16 protein-coding genes are annotated in these 15,125 nt (G+C 71.4%); 8 read left to right on the top strand and 8 right to left on the bottom strand.

Going from position 1 to position 15,125, the window contains the following annotated elements; translation table 11 throughout:
• The 3 genes from ABD296_RS37545 to ABD296_RS37535 form a co-directional block, all read left to right on the top strand.
• A partial coding sequence (locus ABD296_RS37545; protein WP_344278826.1) for a hypothetical protein occupies positions 1-1,458 on the top strand: 1,458 nt, incomplete at its 5' end.
• A 20-nt stretch (positions 1,459-1,478) separates the two neighbouring features.
• Positions 1,479-2,351: a glutamate ABC transporter substrate-binding protein gene (locus tag ABD296_RS37540; RefSeq protein WP_344278824.1), complete on the top strand. Its 873-nt coding sequence runs from the start codon at positions 1,479-1,481 to the stop codon at positions 2,349-2,351.
• 166 nt (positions 2,352-2,517) lie between these two features.
• Entirely contained in the window at positions 2,518-3,726 is a 1,209-nt protein-coding gene (locus tag ABD296_RS37535; protein WP_344278821.1) for a hypothetical protein, read from the top strand.
• Here the strand turns inward: ABD296_RS37535 and ABD296_RS37530 are convergent.
• Positions 3,687-4,376, bottom strand: a complete 690-nt coding sequence (locus ABD296_RS37530; protein WP_344278818.1) for a hypothetical protein — start codon at positions 4,374-4,376, stop codon at positions 3,687-3,689. The genes ABD296_RS37535 and ABD296_RS37530 overlap by 40 nt on opposite strands.
• 147 nt (positions 4,377-4,523) lie before the next feature.
• Between ABD296_RS37530 and ABD296_RS37525 the strand changes: the two genes are divergently transcribed.
• Positions 4,524-5,042: a PH domain-containing protein gene (locus ABD296_RS37525; protein ID WP_407061555.1), complete on the top strand. Its 519-nt coding sequence runs from the start codon at positions 4,524-4,526 to the stop codon at positions 5,040-5,042.
• Positions 5,043-5,071: 29 nt separating this feature from the next.
• Here ABD296_RS37525 and ABD296_RS37520 read toward each other — a convergent pair whose 3' ends face one another.
• From ABD296_RS37520 to ABD296_RS37495, 6 genes are all read right to left on the bottom strand, one after another.
• Entirely contained in the window at positions 5,072-6,301 is a 1,230-nt protein-coding gene (locus tag ABD296_RS37520; protein ID WP_344278832.1) for an NAD(P)/FAD-dependent oxidoreductase, read from the bottom strand.
• Between the two features lie 62 nt (positions 6,302-6,363).
• Complete coding sequence (locus tag ABD296_RS37515) at positions 6,364-7,191, bottom strand: ABC transporter permease (RefSeq protein ID WP_344278815.1); 828 nt, start codon at positions 7,189-7,191, stop codon at positions 6,364-6,366.
• Complete coding sequence (locus ABD296_RS37510; protein WP_344278812.1) at positions 7,188-8,057, bottom strand: ABC transporter permease; 870 nt, start codon at positions 8,055-8,057, stop codon at positions 7,188-7,190. Before ABD296_RS37510 ends, ABD296_RS37515 begins: the two co-directional genes overlap by 4 nt.
• Entirely contained in the window at positions 8,057-9,301 is a 1,245-nt protein-coding gene (locus tag ABD296_RS37505) for an ABC transporter substrate-binding protein (protein WP_344278809.1), read from the bottom strand. The genes ABD296_RS37510 and ABD296_RS37505 overlap by 1 nt, the downstream gene beginning before the upstream one ends.
• Positions 9,298-10,449 carry an ABC transporter ATP-binding protein gene (locus ABD296_RS37500; RefSeq protein WP_344278806.1) on the bottom strand — a complete coding sequence of 384 codons (1,152 nt, stop codon included), beginning with the start codon at positions 10,447-10,449 and terminating at the stop codon, positions 9,298-9,300. Before ABD296_RS37500 ends, ABD296_RS37505 begins: the two co-directional genes overlap by 4 nt.
• 114 nt (positions 10,450-10,563) lie before the next feature.
• A complete protein-coding gene (locus ABD296_RS37495) occupies positions 10,564-11,997 on the bottom strand; it encodes a gamma-aminobutyraldehyde dehydrogenase (protein WP_344278803.1) in 1,434 nt (477 codons plus the stop codon).
• Between the two features lie 164 nt (positions 11,998-12,161).
• Here ABD296_RS37495 and ABD296_RS37490 point away from each other — a divergent pair, with 164 nt between their 5' ends.
• Together ABD296_RS37490 and ABD296_RS37485 are read left to right on the top strand one after the other, a co-directional pair.
• Complete coding sequence (locus ABD296_RS37490) at positions 12,162-12,653, top strand: Lrp/AsnC family transcriptional regulator (protein ID WP_344278800.1); 492 nt, start codon at positions 12,162-12,164, stop codon at positions 12,651-12,653.
• 115 nt (positions 12,654-12,768) lie between these two features.
• Complete coding sequence (locus ABD296_RS37485) at positions 12,769-13,038, top strand: type II toxin -antitoxin system TacA 1-like antitoxin (RefSeq protein ID WP_344278797.1); 270 nt, start codon at positions 12,769-12,771, stop codon at positions 13,036-13,038.
• Positions 13,039-13,127: 89 nt separating this feature from the next.
• On the opposite strand, the gene ABD296_RS37480 is transcribed toward ABD296_RS37485, so the two are convergent.
• Complete coding sequence (locus tag ABD296_RS37480) at positions 13,128-13,568, bottom strand: HIT family protein (protein ID WP_344278794.1); 441 nt, start codon at positions 13,566-13,568, stop codon at positions 13,128-13,130.
• 135 nt (positions 13,569-13,703) lie between these two features.
• Here ABD296_RS37480 and ABD296_RS37475 point away from each other — a divergent pair, with 135 nt between their 5' ends.
• Both ABD296_RS37475 and ABD296_RS37470 read left to right on the top strand, forming a co-directional pair.
• Positions 13,704-14,381, top strand: coding sequence for an ABC transporter ATP-binding protein (locus ABD296_RS37475; RefSeq protein WP_344278791.1), 678 nt, complete (start codon positions 13,704-13,706; stop codon positions 14,379-14,381).
• 49 nt (positions 14,382-14,430) lie between these two features.
• Positions 14,431-15,120 (top strand): hypothetical protein, encoded by a 690-nt coding sequence (locus tag ABD296_RS37470; protein ID WP_344278788.1) that lies wholly within the window; start codon positions 14,431-14,433, stop codon positions 15,118-15,120.
• The last annotated feature ends 5 nt before the right edge of the window (positions 15,121-15,125 follow it).

Genomic DNA, 15,125 nt, shown 5'->3' with positions numbered 1-15,125 from the left:
GCGGCCTCCCCGCCCGAGCGGCCGTCCGGGCGGCGGGCTCGGCGCGCGGACGCCGCAGAGCGGACGGGGATCGCGCGGGCCCTGCCCCGCACCGTCGCCGGCCGGATCCGGGCGCTGACCGCTGCGGTCGCCGTGGTGCTCGTGGTCCTGGTGGCGGTCGCGTGGGCGGCGGTCGGCGACGCCCGCGACGGCGTGCGGGTGATCGGGCACGACGCGGGCCCGCAGGTCGTCGCGACCGGCGACATGTACTTCCAGCTGTCGGACATGGACGCCCAGCTCGCCAACGCGCTGCTCGCCGGCGGCGCGGCGGGCGGCGGGCGCGACCAGGCGCTGGCCCGCTACGACCAGGACCGGCAGAAGGCCGGCGACGCGCTGCTGAAGGCCGCGAAGCTGGCCGACGAGACCACCGAGGACAACACGGCCCGCGAACTGCTGGACGGGCTCGGCCGCTACGAGCGGCTCGCCTCGCAGGCGCTGCTGCTCGACCGGCAGTCCGGCCGCACTTCGGGACGGCCGCCGCAGCCGGTGCTGGAGGTGTACCGGCAGGCGACCGACATGATGAAGCTCGACCTGCTGCCGAAGGCGTACAACCTCACGCTCGACAACGGCACCCTCGTCCGGCACACCTACGAGGACAAGCGGTCCGACGTCCGGACGGGGGCGCTGTGGGTCATCGCCGCCGGGGTCGTCCTGCTGGCCGTCCTGCTCGGGCTGCAGGCGTACCTGGCGCGGCGCTTCCGGCGGCTGCTGAACCCGGCGCTGGCGGTCGCCACGCTCGGCGCGCTCGTCCTCGTCGCCGGCTGCGCCGCGATGCTCTCCGGGCAGGCCGGCGACCTGCGCAGGGCGAAGGAGCAGGGCTTCGACCCGATCCTGTCGCTGTCGAGGGCGCGCGCCATCGGCAACAGCGCGAACGCCGACGAGACGCGCTTCCTGCTCGACCCGGACCGCGCCGACACCTACGAGCAGGTCTATCTGAAGAAGTCGCAGACCATCCTGTACCTGAAGGCCGGGAACCTCGAGGAGTACAACGCGGCCGTCCAGAAGGGGCTGTCGGCAGGGAACGGACGCGCGCCCTTCCTTGGCTTCCTCGGCGCGGAGGCCAACCGGGTCGACGACCTCGCCAGGCCCGTGAACACCGATGCCGCGCTCGGCCGCGTGCTGGCCGACTACCAGAGGGTCCAGCTCAACGACGACCGGATGCGGAAGCTCGCCGACGGCGGGCAGCGCGAGCAGGCCATCGCGGCGCGCGGCGCGGCCACCGCCGACTTCGCCCGGTACGACAAGGACATGCAGGCCCTGATCGGCATCCACCACACCGCCTTCGGCAAGGCGATCGAGGACGGCGAGCACGGCACCCGCGGCTGGTACGCGGTGCTGCCCGTCGCGGGCGTCGTCATCGTCGTGCTCGCGCTCCTCGGGGTGCGGCCGCGGCTGGCCGAGTACCGGTGGCAGAGATGAGAGCGCGCGGAATGAGGACCATGGGGATCCGGCGGAACTTGCGCGCCCGGCGCGCGGCTGCGGCGCTGCTGGCCGCCGGGACGGCGCTGTCGGCGGCCGCGTGCGGGATCGCCGACGCGGGCGAGTCGTCCGTCGCGCACAAGGGCGACCTGACGATCGGCGTCAACACCGACCAGCCGGGCGTGGGGTCGCGGGCCGGCGGCACCTACGCGGGCTTCGACGTCGACATCGCCAAGGAGGTCGCCAGGCGGCTCGGCGTCACCGGCTCGCACGTCCGCTTCGCGCCGGTGACCTCCAAGACCCGCGAGGCCCTGATCAAGGACGGCAAGGTCGACCTCGTCGTCGCCAGCTACTCCATCACGCCCGAGCGGAAGCTGGACGTCGCGTTCGCCGGCCCGTACTACGTCGCACATCAGGACGTCCTCGTGCGGGCGTCCGACGCGTCCGCGGTGAAGAACGTCCACGGCCTCACCGGGAAGCGGCTGTGCCGGGTCTCCGGGTCGGTGTCGTTCCCGCGCGTCCACGACGAGATGGGCGTCGCCGCGCGGCCCGCCGACGTCGGCGAGCGCGAGGGGTACGCCGCCTGCCTCGACGGGCTCACCGCCGGCCGGCTCGACGCCGTCTCGACCGACGACCTGATCCTGGCGGGCCTGGCCGCGCAGGCCGCCCGGCAGGGCCACAAGGTGAAGATCGTCAACGCCCCCTTCTCGGACGAGCCGTACGGCATCGGGCTGCGCAAGGACGACGTGGACGGCTGCGAGGCCGTGAACAAGGCGATCACCGGGATGTACCAGGACGGCACCGCGCCGCGGCTGCTGCACAAGTGGTTCGACCCGGCGGGGCTGAAGGTCACCACGACCGTGCCCCAATTCGAGGGCTGTGACGAATCGTGATAGCGCGAGCACGGAATGGCGTCGATCGGGTGGCATGAAGGGCGGATGAGACCGGACGGTCACTGAGATCAGTCGGTTACGTAAGTTCCGGTCGGCGCGCGTGATCGTAAGTTATGGTCGCGATCAAAACCCATTCCGGTAGGAACCGCCCCGCCCGAGGAGTGCCATGACGACGGTCATCCTGGTGGTGCTGTGCGTCGTCGTCGGGGCGCTGGAACTCTACGCGGGCCGCCAGAGCCGCAACCAGGCGAACGCGTTCACCCGCCGCGTCGACGAGCTGAACGAGCAGGTCACCAAGCAGAACAACGTGCTGGTCACGGTCGGCGAGCAGCTCACCGCCGAGCTGTCGCGGGTCAAGCAGGACGTGCTGCCGGCGCTGGACGGCCGGCTGCGGCACAACAACGAGCAGGTCGAGGAGCTGGCCGGGCGGGTCCACCAGGCCGACGAGCACCTGCGCGTCCAGGCCGGCCGGCTGCACGACCTGGAGCAACAGCGGATCACGCTCACCGCGCTGCGCCGCAAGCTCACCGAGATCGAGACGTCGGTGCGCTCGGTGACCGGCGCCGGCGCGGCGGCCGTCGCGGGGCAGGTCGATGGCGCGCTGGACCGGCTCGCCGAACTGGAGCGCGGCGGCGAGGAGATCCTCGAACTGCAGCGCACCCTCACCCGCACGCTGGAGGACGTCGAGGACGTCGTCACCGAACTGCTCCAGTACACCGAGGGCGAGCTGGACGACACCGTCACCGCCGCGCTGACCGGACGGCCGCGCGCGCACCCCGGCGGGGTGTCCGTCACCGCGACCGGGCGGCTGTGGACGCGCGACGACCAGCTCGAGGACATCCTCACCGAGATGTACGAGCGGTGCGTGCGGGCCAGCCGGCTGAACGTCCGGTTCCGCACCGCCGAAGGGACCGACGGCACGGCGCCCGGCTCCCCCGAGCGGCGCCGCTACTTCCTCGGCGGGCAGGCCGCGGAGGACCTCGCCGGCGCGTTCAGCGCCCTGCTCATCTCGGCCGGCAGCGCGGCGCCGCGCAACGGCCTCACCGCGAACGGCGGCGACCGTCGCGGCGGCCTGGCCCGCGTCGAGCCCGGCCTGCCGCCCGGCGTGGAGCCCCCGCGCGCCCCCGAGGACGAGGAGGCCCTCAAGGCGCTGCTGCGCACCCTCTCGGAGTGCTCGGGGGCCGTGGCGCAGATCGGGCCGCTGATGGCCGTCCGCACCCGCGACGAGCTGCTGTGCGCGGTGCTGACCGCCGCCCAGTCACTGGAGCTGGAGAGCGACGAGGTGTTCTGGGACCCGTCCTCCGCCACCGAACGGCTGCGGCGGCTGCCGTCCCATCAGCTGTGGGACCTGACCGCCTGGTCCTCCACCCCGTAGGCCGCGCCCTCCCCTGCGGCGGCGCCCTCCCCCGGGGCGGCGTCGACGCCATAGACCCGCACGGTCCGCTCCGGCGGACCGCCGATCCGCACGTACAGCGGGCAGTGCAGGGCGCGCGTCGCCGGCTCGACCTCCGCGCACAGCCCGACGCCGGCGGCCCGGTCGAGGAACACCACGTTCTCCACCGCCCGCGCCCCGCGCACCGCGTACGGCACCGAGTCGGCGTCGCCGGTGTCGAACAGCTCCTCGAAGGTCAGCCGCCGCGCGAACCGCATCAGCACCGCCGCGTCCACGACCCGGCTGCCGATCGCCTCGGCCGGGCCCGCCACCACGATGCCGAAGCTCGGGTTCTCCCGCCCCCGCACGTAGATCTCCCGGTCGGGCTCCAGCCCCCTGCGCCGGTCGGGGATCTGCAGCCCGAACCCGGCGTCGCCGTCCAGGAACGCGGGCGGGCCGAACCCGGTCGCGCCGCCGGGGACCCGCAGCACCGTCCCGGGCGCCCGCCACCCCGGCAGGTACACGCCGAGCCCGCGCAGCAGCAGCCGCCAGATCGGGCGTCCCATGACGTCGGGAGGGAACCCGCCCTGCGGCCCGCGGGCGCCCGCACGGCCCTCCTGCGGCTGCTCCCCGGGGTCGCGCACGCCGTCCATGAGCAACATCATCAGCCGCCCGCCCGGCGCGCACAAGGCCAATGCCCCGTTCCCCCGCACACCCGCCCGCCTCACCCCGCGGTCCCTGCATCGCCGGCCCCCGGTGGGCTACGGTTGGACACACCGGATCATGACGAGGACGCCGCCGTGAATCTGCAGGACATGATGGTCTACCGCGACTCCAAGTCGCGGACCGTCGACAGGTACCTGATGTCCTACGAGGGACGGGTCATCGCGGTGCGCAGGCATCCGGCGGTGCTCCTGCTGCCCGCCGTCATCGTCGTCGCCACCCTCATCGCCTGCGGCGCGGCCTTCGCCGTCACCGGGATCATCTGGGTCTGGTGGCTGTGGCTGCCGACGATCGGCTACCTGGTCTGGAAGGTCGCCGCCTGGTCCATCCAGTTCTTCCTGGTCACCGAGCACCGCGTGATGCTGATCAGCGGCGTGCTGAACCGCACCGTCGCGATGATGCCGCTGGCGAAGGTCACCGACATCGCGCTGGAGCGGTCCGTCGCCGGCCGGATGCTCGGCTACGGCGAGTTCATCCTGGAGTCCGCCGGGCAGAAGCAGGCGCTGCGCAACGTCGGCTACATGCCCTACCCGGAGCAGCTCTACCTGGAGGTCTCGTCCGTCATCTTCGGCGCCACCGAAGAAGCCCCCGACTGACCCCAGCCCCCACGCTTCGCCGCTCTTGCTCAGGAGTCGAAGCCGAGGCCGAGGCGGTCGAGGGCGCGGAGCCAGAGGCCGCGGCGGCCGTCGTTGCGGTCGGCGCGGGCGATCTCCCGCCGGGTGAGCCCGATGACGCCGTACCTGAGCGGCTCGGGCGGGAACGGGACGGGCTTGGAGCGCACCATCGCCAGCCGGGTGCGTTCGGTCTCCTCGCCGGGTGCCAGGCCGATGCGGAGCAGGTCGAGCATCACGTCGGCGCCGAAGCGGGTCGCTCCGACGCCGAGGCCGGTGTAGCCCGCCGCGTAGGCGAGCCTGCGGTCATGGGCCGTCCCGTAGAACGCGCAGAAGCGGCTGCACGTGTCGATGACGCCGCCCCAGGCGTGGGTGAAGCGGATGCCTTCGAGCTGGGGAAAGGTGGCGAAGAAGTGCCGTGCCAGGGCGGCGAACGTGGCGGGACGGTTCTCCAGGTCCGGACGCAGGCCGTTCCCGTAGTGGTAGACGGCGTCGTATCCGCCCCAGAGGATCCGGTCGTCCGCCGTCAGCCGGTAGTAGTGGAACTGGTTCGCGGCGTCCCCGAGACCCTGCCGGTGCTTCCAACCGACGGCCTCCCGCTGCGCCGGGGTGAGCGGCTCGGTGACCAGCGCGTAGTCGTACACCGGGATAAGGAAGCCGCGCATGCGCCGCAGCAGCGGCGGGAACGCGCCGGTCGCGAGCGCGACGCGCCGGGCCGTCACCGAGCCGTACGCGCCGCTCAGCCGCAGCCTTCGGGCGTCCGACCGCAGTCCGGTCACCCGCGTGTTCTCGTAGATCCGGACGCCGAGGGACCGGCACGCGGCGGCCAGCCCGAAGGCGAGCTTGGCGGGATGCACCATGGCGACGGCGTCGCGGTCCCAGAGACCGGCGAGGTAGGTGGGCGAGGCGACCTCCTCGCGGACGGCGTCCGGGCCGAGCAGGATCGGCTCCCAGCCCAGCTCGTACGCCTTCTCCGCCTCCCGTTCCAGCGCCGGGACCTGCCATTCCCGCGTCGCGACGGTCATCTCCCCGGTCGGCTCCCATTCGGCGTCGATGCCGTACCGGGTCAGGGTCGCGCCGATGGCGCGCAGGTTGTCCCAGCCGAGCCGTTCGAGCGTGTGCATCTCGTCCGGCCAGCGGCCGGCGCCGTTCTCCAGGCCGTGGGTGAGGCTCGCCGCGCAGAACCCGCCGTTGCGTCCCGACGCGGCTCGGGCCGGGCGGCGCCGCCCGCGGGGGCGAGCCAGTACGGCGCGGGCTCCGCCTCCGCGAGCGACTCCAGCACGTTCACGGGTCCATCCTGGCGGGTTCAGCGGGACGCGCGGATGCTGCGCCGCGCCGACACCACCGCGATCACCACGCCGACCGCGAAGATGATCGTGCCCATCACGTTGACCTGCGGCGGCGTCCCCGTCCGGGTCGAGCCGTAGATCCACAGCGGGAACGTGATGGTGGAGCCGCTGGTGAAGTTGGTGATGACGAAGTCGTCGATGGACAGCACGAACGCCAGCAGCGCCCCCGCCACCACCCCGGGCATGATCATCGGCAGGGTGATCAGCCGGAACCGGGTCCACGGCCCGGCCCCGAGGTCCTGCGCGGCCTCCTCCACCGCCGGGTCGAGGCCGACCACCCTCGCCCGCACCGTCACGGCCACGAACGCGATGGAGAACATCACGTGCGCGAGCAGGATCGTCAGGTAGCCGCGCGGCAGGTTGAACGTGACGAACATCGACAGCAGCGACGCGCCCATCACGATCTCGGGGCAGGAGATCGCCATGAACAGCACCAGGTTCGTCGCGCCCTTGCCGCGGAACCGGTACCGGCCGAGCGCGATCCCGGCGAACGTCCCGATGACGGTGGTGATGGCGGTGCTGAGCACGGCGATCGTCAGCGAGTTGATCACCGCGGTGGTCAGGTCCTCCTTGTCGAACAGGTGGACGTACCACTTGAGCGTGAAGCCCTGCCACTGGAAGTTCTGCTTGCTGTGGGTGTCGTTGAAGCCGAAGAGGATCATGATCGCGATCGGCAGGATCAGCCACGCGATCAGCAGCAGCGTGTAGAGGTGCAGCCCGGCGATCCGGCGGCGCCGGCGCGGCGGCGCCGGACGCGCCGCCCGGGTGGGTGCGAGTGCCGTCATCGTCCCGCCGCCTCCAGAACGTCCTGCGTGCCGAGCGACCGCGCGTAGACGAAGATGCCGACGAGCAGGATCGCCATCAGCGCGAACGACAGCGCGGACGCCACCGGGTAGGCGCTGTTGTCGAAGTACTCCGTCTGGATCACATTGCCGATCATGGTGTTCTGCGGGCCGCCCAGCACCTCGGCGTTGACGTAGTCCGACGACACCGGCACGAACGTCATGATGACGCCGGCGAACACGCCCGGCAGCGACAGCGGCAGCACGACCCGCGCGAACGCCTGCGTGCGGCTCGCGTACAGGTCGTAGGCCGCCTCCACCACGCGCTCGTCGATCCGCTCGAGCGCCACGTAGATCGGCAGCACCATGAACGGCAGGAAGTTGTAGGTCAGCCCCGACACCACCGCGACGCCGGTGTCCAGCACGTGGAAGCCGGACGGCAGGATGCCGTGGTCGCGCAGCGGCCCGAGGATCGGCCCGTTGTCGGTCAGCACCAGCTTCCACGACACCGTCCGCAGGATGAACGACACGAAGTACGGCAGCAGCAGAAGGAACAGGTACGTCGACTTGTGCCGCCCGCCGCGGAAGGCGATCCAGTACGCCGCCGGATACGCGAGCGCGATGCACAGGATCGTCGCCAGCAGCCCGTACCAGAGCGACCTCACGACCTTGTCGCCGTAGGTGTTCAGGCCGTCGGTGTAGTTCTGCCAGTGGAACGTCTGCTGGAAGCCGTCGATGAGGTTGCCCGTCTGCAGCGACAGCGACACCATCAGCACGATCGGGATGATGAAGAACGCCAGCATCCACAGCCCGCTCGGCAGGATCATCAGGTACGGCGTCGACGCGCCGCCCCTGGACCGGCGGGCCATCACGACCCCTTGGCGATGGGCTCGAAGATCTTCTGGTACTGCGTCTCCTCCGCCTGCGTGAGGCGCCGGTAGTGCCGCAGCCGCTGCATGTCCGCGTCGGACGGGAACACCAGCGGGCTCGTGCTGAGCCGGGTCAGGTCCTTCTTGTCGTCACCGGTGGCCTTCGCCGCTTCCGCCGCGATGACCTGCTTCACCCCCGGGACGGGCGTGATGTAGTTGACGAACTCGGTCAGCGGCGCGTTGTTCTCCGGGACGTACAGCCAGTCCATCAGCGTGATCGCGTCGACGGGGGCGCTCGCGGTCTTGGGGATGCACATGTTGTCGGTCCAGATGGTGCCGCCCTCCTTCGGGATGGCGAACTTCACGTCCGGACTGGTCATGCTGTACACGTCACCCGACCACGCCATCGTCATCCACACGTCGCCCTTGCTGACGGCGTCGACGTAGTCCTGGTTGTAGTACTTGCGGACGATCCCCTTGTCGCGCTGCTCGCGCAGCTTCGCCGCGGCCTTCTGCCAGTCGTCCGGAGTCGACTTCTCCGGGTCGATGCCGAGCAGGAACATCCCGAAGTTCCCCAGCTCCTGCGAGTCGCCCATCATGCCGACCCGCCCCTTGTACTTCGGGTCGAACAGCTGCGCGATGCTGGTGATCTCCTCCTTGACGTACTTGGTGTTGTACGCGATCCCGGTGATGCCCGACTCGTACGGGACCGTGAACGCGTTGCCGGGGTCGTACGACGGGTTCTTGAACGTCGCCCCGGCGTTGGCCTGGAAGTTCTTCAGCCGCGACTGGTCCAGCGGCGCCAGGTAGCCGAGCTGCCGCGCCTGTTCCAGCTGGATCCCGTTCGTCATGACCATCAGGTCGAAGCCGATCGACTGGCCGGCCGCCAGCGGCGCCTGGATCTTGCCGAACCAGGGGCCCATCTCCTGGATGACCTCCTTGTAGTCCACCTTGATGCCGGTGGCCTTCTCGAAGGCCTTGATGGTCGCGTGGTCGTCCTCCATGTAGCCCGGCCAGTTCGCCCAGTTGAGCTTCCCGGTCTTGGCCTTGCCCGACCAGTACTTCTGCACGTCGTTCTGGGTGACCTTGCCCTTGCCGCCCTGCCCCTTCACGCCGCAGGCCGACAGGGCCACGCCCGCGCCCGCCGCGCCCATCAGCCGCAGGACGTCCCGGCGGGACGGGGTGGAACGTGCCAGCCGGGGACGGGTCAGTCCGCGCAGGAACGCGGGGTCGATGTTCGTCACTGGGGGGCTCCTATGGCGTACGAGTGGCGCGGGTCCCACGACAGCCAGACGCCGTCCCCGCGAACGGCGATGTCGTCGGCGCCCGTGGCGTTCTGCAGGAACACGACCACGTCCGCCCCGGTGGAGGTGGTGACGTTGTAGTTCGTCGAGGTCCCGAGGTAGACGACCTCGGTGACGGTGCCGCGCACGCCGCACAGGTCGTCCGCCGGCTTGTCGGCCCCGATGCCGATCTTCTCCGGCCGGACCGTCAGTTCCAGCCGCTCCCCCGCCGCGACCGCGGGCCCGTCCCGCACCGGCACCTCGATCCGCCCGTCCGGGCCGTAGGAGATCACCGCGACGCCCCCCGACACCTCGGTGACCTCCCCGCCGAGCAGGTTGGACGTCCCGATGAACCCGGCCACGAACCGCGTCGCCGGATGCTCGTAGATCTCCCGCGGCGTGCCGAGCTGCTCGATCAGCCCGTCGCTCATGACCGCGATCCGGTCCGACATGGTCAGCGCCTCGCCCTGGTCGTGCGTCACGTACACGAACGTGATGCCGACCTCCCGCTGGATCCGCTTCAGCTCGACCTGCATCGCCTGCCGCAGCTTCAGGTCCAGCGCGCCGAGCGGCTCGTCCAGCAGAAGCGCGCGCGGCCGGTTGACCAGCGCGCGTGCCAGCGCCACGCGCTGCTGCTGGCCGCCCGACAGCTCGGCGGGACGGCGCCGCTCCCGCCCCGTCAGATCGACGATCTCCAGCATCTCGCCGACCCGCGCCTTGACGTCGGCCTTGGCGACGCCGCGCCGGCGCAGCCCGAACGCGACGTTGTCGAACACGTTCATGTGCGGGAACAGCGCGTACGACTGGAACACCATGTTGACGTCACGGCGGTTGGCGGGCACGCCGGTGACGCTGCGTCCGTGCAGGTAGATCTCGCCGCCCGTCGGCTCCTCGAAGCCGGCGACCATGCGCATGGTGGTGGTCTTGCCGCATCCGGACGGGCCGAGCAGGGAGAAGAACTCCCCCTGCCCGATCTCCAGGTCCACGCCGCGGACCGCCGGGACGGCCTCGCCGTAGGAGTGGTAGGTCTTCTCGACTCCCGTGAGCTCGATGGCGGGAACTGCGCGACCCGGGTCGTCGCGCGCCGGGGCGGGCTGGGTTTCGGTCATGGGCTGGTTTCCTTCACGAGCTCGTGGCGCCCGACCACCGCGGCGGCGCCCCCGCGCCGGCCGGCGCCCGTCCGGGGGACGGACGCCGGCCCGCGCACCGCCGCGGTGGGTCCGTCAGGCGCCGATGTAGTGCATGACGTGCTTGACGCGGGTGTAGTCCTCGATTCCGTACATCGACATGTCCTTGCCGTAGCCGGAGTGCTTGAAGCCCCCGTGCGGCATCTCCGAGACGAACGGGATGTGGGTGTTCACCCACACCGCCCCGAAGTCCAGTGCCTTGCTCATGCGCATCGCGCGCCCGTGGTTCTGCGTCCAGACGCTGGCCGCCAGGCCGTACCGGACGCCGTTCGCCCACTCGATCGCCTGCGCCTCGTCGGAGAAGCGCTGGACGGTGATGACCGGGCCGAACACCTCGTTCTGCACGATCTCGTCGTCCTGGCGGAGCCCGCCGACGACCGTGGGCTCGAAGAAGTAGCCGGTGTCGCCGGACCGCGAACCGCCGGTCAGCACCTCCGCGTGCGCCGGCACCCGGTCGATGAAGCCCTGGACGCGCTCCAGCTGCGCGGCGCTGTTCACCGGGCCGTAGAAGGCGTCGGTGTTGCTCGGGGGGCCGACCACGGTGCCGCGCGCGGCCTCGGCGAGGGCGGCGGTGAAGTCGTCGTGCAGCCGGTCCGCGACCAGCACCCGCGTCGCCGCGGTGCAGTCCTGCCCGGCGTTGAAGTAGCCGGCCTCGGCGATGCCCTGCGCCGCCGACTCCACGTCCGCGTCGTCGAACACCACGACGGGCGCCTTGCCGCCGAGCTCCAGGTGCACCTTCTTGAGGTCCTTCGCGGCGGCCGCGGCGACCTCCATGCCCGCGCGGACGCTGCCGGTGATCGACACCATCTGCGGCGTCGGGTGCTCCACCAGCGCGCGGCCGGTGTCGCGGTCGCCGCAGATCACGTTGAACACGCCCGGCGGCAGGAACTCCGCGGCGATCTCCGCCAGCATCAGCGTGCTGACCGGGGTCGTGTCCGACGGCTTGAGCACCACGGTGTTGCCCGTCGCCAGCGCCGGCCCGAACTTCCAGACCGCCATCATCATCGGGTAGTTCCACGGCGTCACCTGCGCGCAGACCCCGATCGGCTCACGCCGGATGGACGAGGTGTGATCCGCCAGGTACTCGCCGGTCGCCTTGCCCTCCAGGACCCGGGACGCCCCCGCGAAGAAGCGGAGGTTGTCCACCATCGGCGGCAGCTCCTCCTCCATGGTGAGCTGGACGGGCTTGCCGGTGTCGCGGCTCTCCGCCTCGACCAGATCGCGCCCCCGCGCCTCGACCGCGTCGGCGAACCGGAGCATCGCCAGGCTGCGCTCGCCGGGCGTCGCGTCCCGCCAGGCCGGGAACGCCTCCGCGGCGGCGCGGAACGCGGCGTCGACGTCCTCGGCGCCGGACACCGGCGCCTGCGCGTACGCCTCGCCGGAGCTGGGGTCGACCACCTCCAGCGTCCGCCCGTCCTTGGCGTCCACGTACTCGCCGCCGATAAAGTTGCGCAGCCGTTCGCCGCTCATCTCGTTCCTTCCTGGGCGCCGCCGCCCGAACTGTCCTGTTGGCCTGACCCTGACAGAGGTTCTCGACCAACACAAGTGATTCCGTTGTTACGATCCAGTTTCACGACTGATTCACTCGGTCCAACAGCCTCACACCCTCGATGCCGCAGCTAGGAGTACCAACGATGACGGAGGAGCGCCCTCCCGCCCGCCGGGGGCCGGCCCGGCCGGCCGTCCAGCTCGACGCGACCGCCAAGCAGATCATCGAGCAGCTCCAGCAGGACGGCCGCCGCTCCTACGCCGCCATCGGCAAGGCCGTCGGGCTGTCCGAGGCCGCGGTCCGGCAGCGGGTGCAGAAGCTCCTCGACGCCGGCGTCATGCAGATCGTCGGCGTGACCGACCCGCTGATGCTCGGCTTCTCCCGGCAGATGATGATCGGCGTCAAGTGCGAGGGCGACCTGGAGACGATCGCCGACGAGCTCGCCGCCCTCGACGAGATCGACTACGTCGTCATCGCCGCCGGCTCGTTCGACATCCTGCTCGAGCTGGTCTGCGAGGACGACGAGCGCCTGCTGGAGCTGCTCGGCCGGATCCGGGCCGTCCGCGGCGTCGTCTCGACCGAGAGCTTCGTCTACCTCAAGCTGCGGAAACAGACCTACTCCTGGGGCACCCGCTGAGGCCGCGCGCCGCCGTCCGCCATCGCCCGCCATCCGTCGATTCTCGTCCCGATTGAGGATGTCCCGGCAACCCCTCCCGGCGTACTTTGAGATGCCGCAAGGAAGGAGACCGGCCATGTCTGAGTCGGTCCGCCAGGACCTTCCCGCCCCCGGAACCGACGACCACATCGTCCTGAGCACGTCCGCCGAGCAGCTCCTCGCCATCCGCAAGGCCGCCGAACTGATCGGCTGGAACGTCGCCGACTACGTCCTGTCCGCCGCCCTCGACCGCGCCGAACGCGACCTCTACGAGCACGCCGCCGCCGTCCGCGCCGCCACGCCGGACCCACCGCCCGACACCGGATCGGCCGAACCCTACGTGGCCCTCCTCCTAGCCCTCCCCTGACCCGCCCGCTTCGCTCCGCACGCGGGACGTCTGACCCCGCCCCGCGTGCGGCCCGAAGCCCCCCACCCCGCCACCACACCGGCTCTGGTTCAGGCCGACTCTCTGAGGGCGGTGGCGAGGCGGGTGGCGTAGTCGGCGGCTTCGGCGTCGGAGTCGTACTTCTGGCGCGGCCAGAAGAATCCCCTCAGGCCGTCCTTGCGGTTGCGGGGGACGACGTGGACGTGCAGGTGCGGGACGCTCTGGCTGATGCGGTTGTTCATGGCCACGAACGATCCGGCCGCGCCCAGCACCGACTCCATGGCCGCGGCGAGCCGCTGCGCTTGCCCGAAGTAGGGGGCGAGCAGTTCGGCGGGCAGGTCCGGCAGCGTCTCGTAGTGCGTCCGTGGCACCAGCAGGGTGTGCCCCTTGAAAAGGGGCCGGGTGTCGAGGAACGCCAGCGCGTCCGGGACGTCGAGGACGATGTGCGCGGGACGCTCCCCTTTCACGATCTCGCAGAAGACGCAGATCCTGCCGGACGCGGAGTCAGCCATGCGCGGCATTCTGCCGCCCCCGGGCCCGACTGCGCAGCCTCCTCCCTAACGGCGTCCTTAGGTTTCCGCCGCTACCCTTCGTGTCCTATGCGGCTCGACGATGTCGCCTTCCGCTATCACCGGAGGGGTCCCTGGGTGCTCAGGGACGTCACGCTCTCCCTCCCGGCGGGCAGCGTCACCGAGGTGACCGGGCGGAACGGGGCGGGCAAGTCCACGCTCCTCCGCCTCGTCGCCGGTCTGCGCGCGCCGCGCCGGGGCTCGGTGCGGGACCGGCCGAGCCGTGTCGGGTACGCGCCCGAGCGCTTCCCGGTGGACCAGCCCTTCACGGTCCGCGCCTACCTCGGCCACATGGCCGCCATCAGGCGGGTACCCGAGGACGTGATCGGGACGTGGGCCGAACGTCTCGGCTTCGAGCACCTCCTCGATGTGCGGTTGCCGGAGTTGTCCAAGGGCAGTGCGCAGAAGGTCGGGCTGGCCCAGGCGCTCATGGACGATCCGGGGCTCCTGATCCTGGACGAGCCCTTCGCCGGCCTGGACGCCGCGACCCGCGACATCCTGCCGGAACTGATCGCCGGTCGCGCCGCCGACGGCGCCACCGTGGTCATCAGCGACCACCAGCGCTGCATCGAGGCCCTCCCCGGCATCGACCGGCTCCAGGTCTCGGGCGGCACCGTGGCCCGCCTCGCCCCCGGCGAGGACCCGGACACGCCGAGGCTCACGGTGCTCGAGGTCGTGGTGCCCGAGAGCGACGCCGACACCGCGGAGACCAAGCTCCGTGCCGACGGCTACACCGTCCGGAGACCCGGCCCATGACCACCTCGTGCAGCAGAACCGCCGCACTGGCCGACCGCGGGGAGGATCGATGATCGCGCTCGCGCGGTTCCAGGTGGCCGGGTACGTGCGTTCGCTGCGGGTTCTGCATCCGGTGATCGTCGTCGCGCTGGTCATAGTGCTCGTGCTGCTCCAAGGACCGAGCGGACCGGAGCGGACCGCGCTGGCCGTCGGCGCCTTCGGCGACGTGGCGGCGTTCATGTTCCCGGTCTGGGCCTGGACGGCGCGGGCCCTGCTGGACACGCAGCCGGACGAGCAGCGGGCGCTGTCGGCCACGGCGGCACGCCACCGTTCGACGCCCACGTGGGCCGGCCTGCTCGCCGCCTACGCGGTGAACCTCTGTCTGGGCGTCGTCGTCTTTGCCGTTCCTCTCGTCCAGGCCCTGCTCGTAGGGGCGCCGGGGCAGGCGATCCTGGCCGGGTGCGCGCTGGGCGTGCCGGTCGCACTCGCGGGCACGCTGCTCGGCGCCTGGACGAGCCGGGCGGTCATCCCGGACCCCGGGGCGTCGCTCCTGGCGCTGCTGGGCGGCGCGACGGCCGTGCTGCTGCTGGGCCTCGGCCGGCTCTCGTGGCTCTCCGTTCCGATGATCGAGTGGCTGCGGGCGGCGCACGACAGCCCCGACGCCTTCGTCTCGGACTTTCCCGGCCTCGTGCTGCATCTCGCCCTCTGGTCGGCCGTCGTCTGCACGGCGTACGTGTTCGCCATCCGCCTCCGTCACTGACCTCT

Source organism: Actinomadura napierensis (assembly GCF_039529375.1).
Lineage (GTDB): Bacteria > Actinomycetota > Actinomycetes > Streptosporangiales > Streptosporangiaceae > Spirillospora > Spirillospora napierensis.
This window is presented reverse-complemented; position numbering and strand designations above follow the sequence as displayed.

Coding starts and splice junctions, on each gene's coding strand:
- ABD296_RS37490 (WP_344278800.1), top strand. CDS start 12,162: ATGACGGAGGAGCGCCCTCCCGCCCGCCGGGGGCCGGCCCGGCCGGCC.
- ABD296_RS37485 (WP_344278797.1), top strand. CDS start 12,769: ATGTCTGAGTCGGTCCGCCAGGACCTTCCCGCCCCCGGAACCGACGAC.
- ABD296_RS37495 (WP_344278803.1), bottom strand. CDS start 11,997: ATGAGCGGCGAACGGCTGCGCAACTTTATCGGCGGCGAGTACGTGGAC.
- ABD296_RS37510 (WP_344278812.1), bottom strand. CDS start 8,057: ATGGCCCGCCGGTCCAGGGGCGGCGCGTCGACGCCGTACCTGATGATC.
- ABD296_RS37515 (WP_344278815.1), bottom strand. CDS start 7,191: ATGACGGCACTCGCACCCACCCGGGCGGCGCGTCCGGCGCCGCCGCGC.
- ABD296_RS37500 (WP_344278806.1), bottom strand. CDS start 10,449: ATGACCGAAACCCAGCCCGCCCCGGCGCGCGACGACCCGGGTCGCGCA.
- ABD296_RS37540 (WP_344278824.1), top strand. CDS start 1,479: ATGGGGATCCGGCGGAACTTGCGCGCCCGGCGCGCGGCTGCGGCGCTG.
- ABD296_RS37480 (WP_344278794.1), bottom strand. CDS start 13,568: ATGGCTGACTCCGCGTCCGGCAGGATCTGCGTCTTCTGCGAGATCGTG.
- ABD296_RS37470 (WP_344278788.1), top strand. CDS start 14,431: ATGATCGCGCTCGCGCGGTTCCAGGTGGCCGGGTACGTGCGTTCGCTG.
- ABD296_RS37530 (WP_344278818.1), bottom strand. CDS start 4,376: ATGGACGGCGTGCGCGACCCCGGGGAGCAGCCGCAGGAGGGCCGTGCG.
- ABD296_RS37535 (WP_344278821.1), top strand. CDS start 2,518: ATGACGACGGTCATCCTGGTGGTGCTGTGCGTCGTCGTCGGGGCGCTG.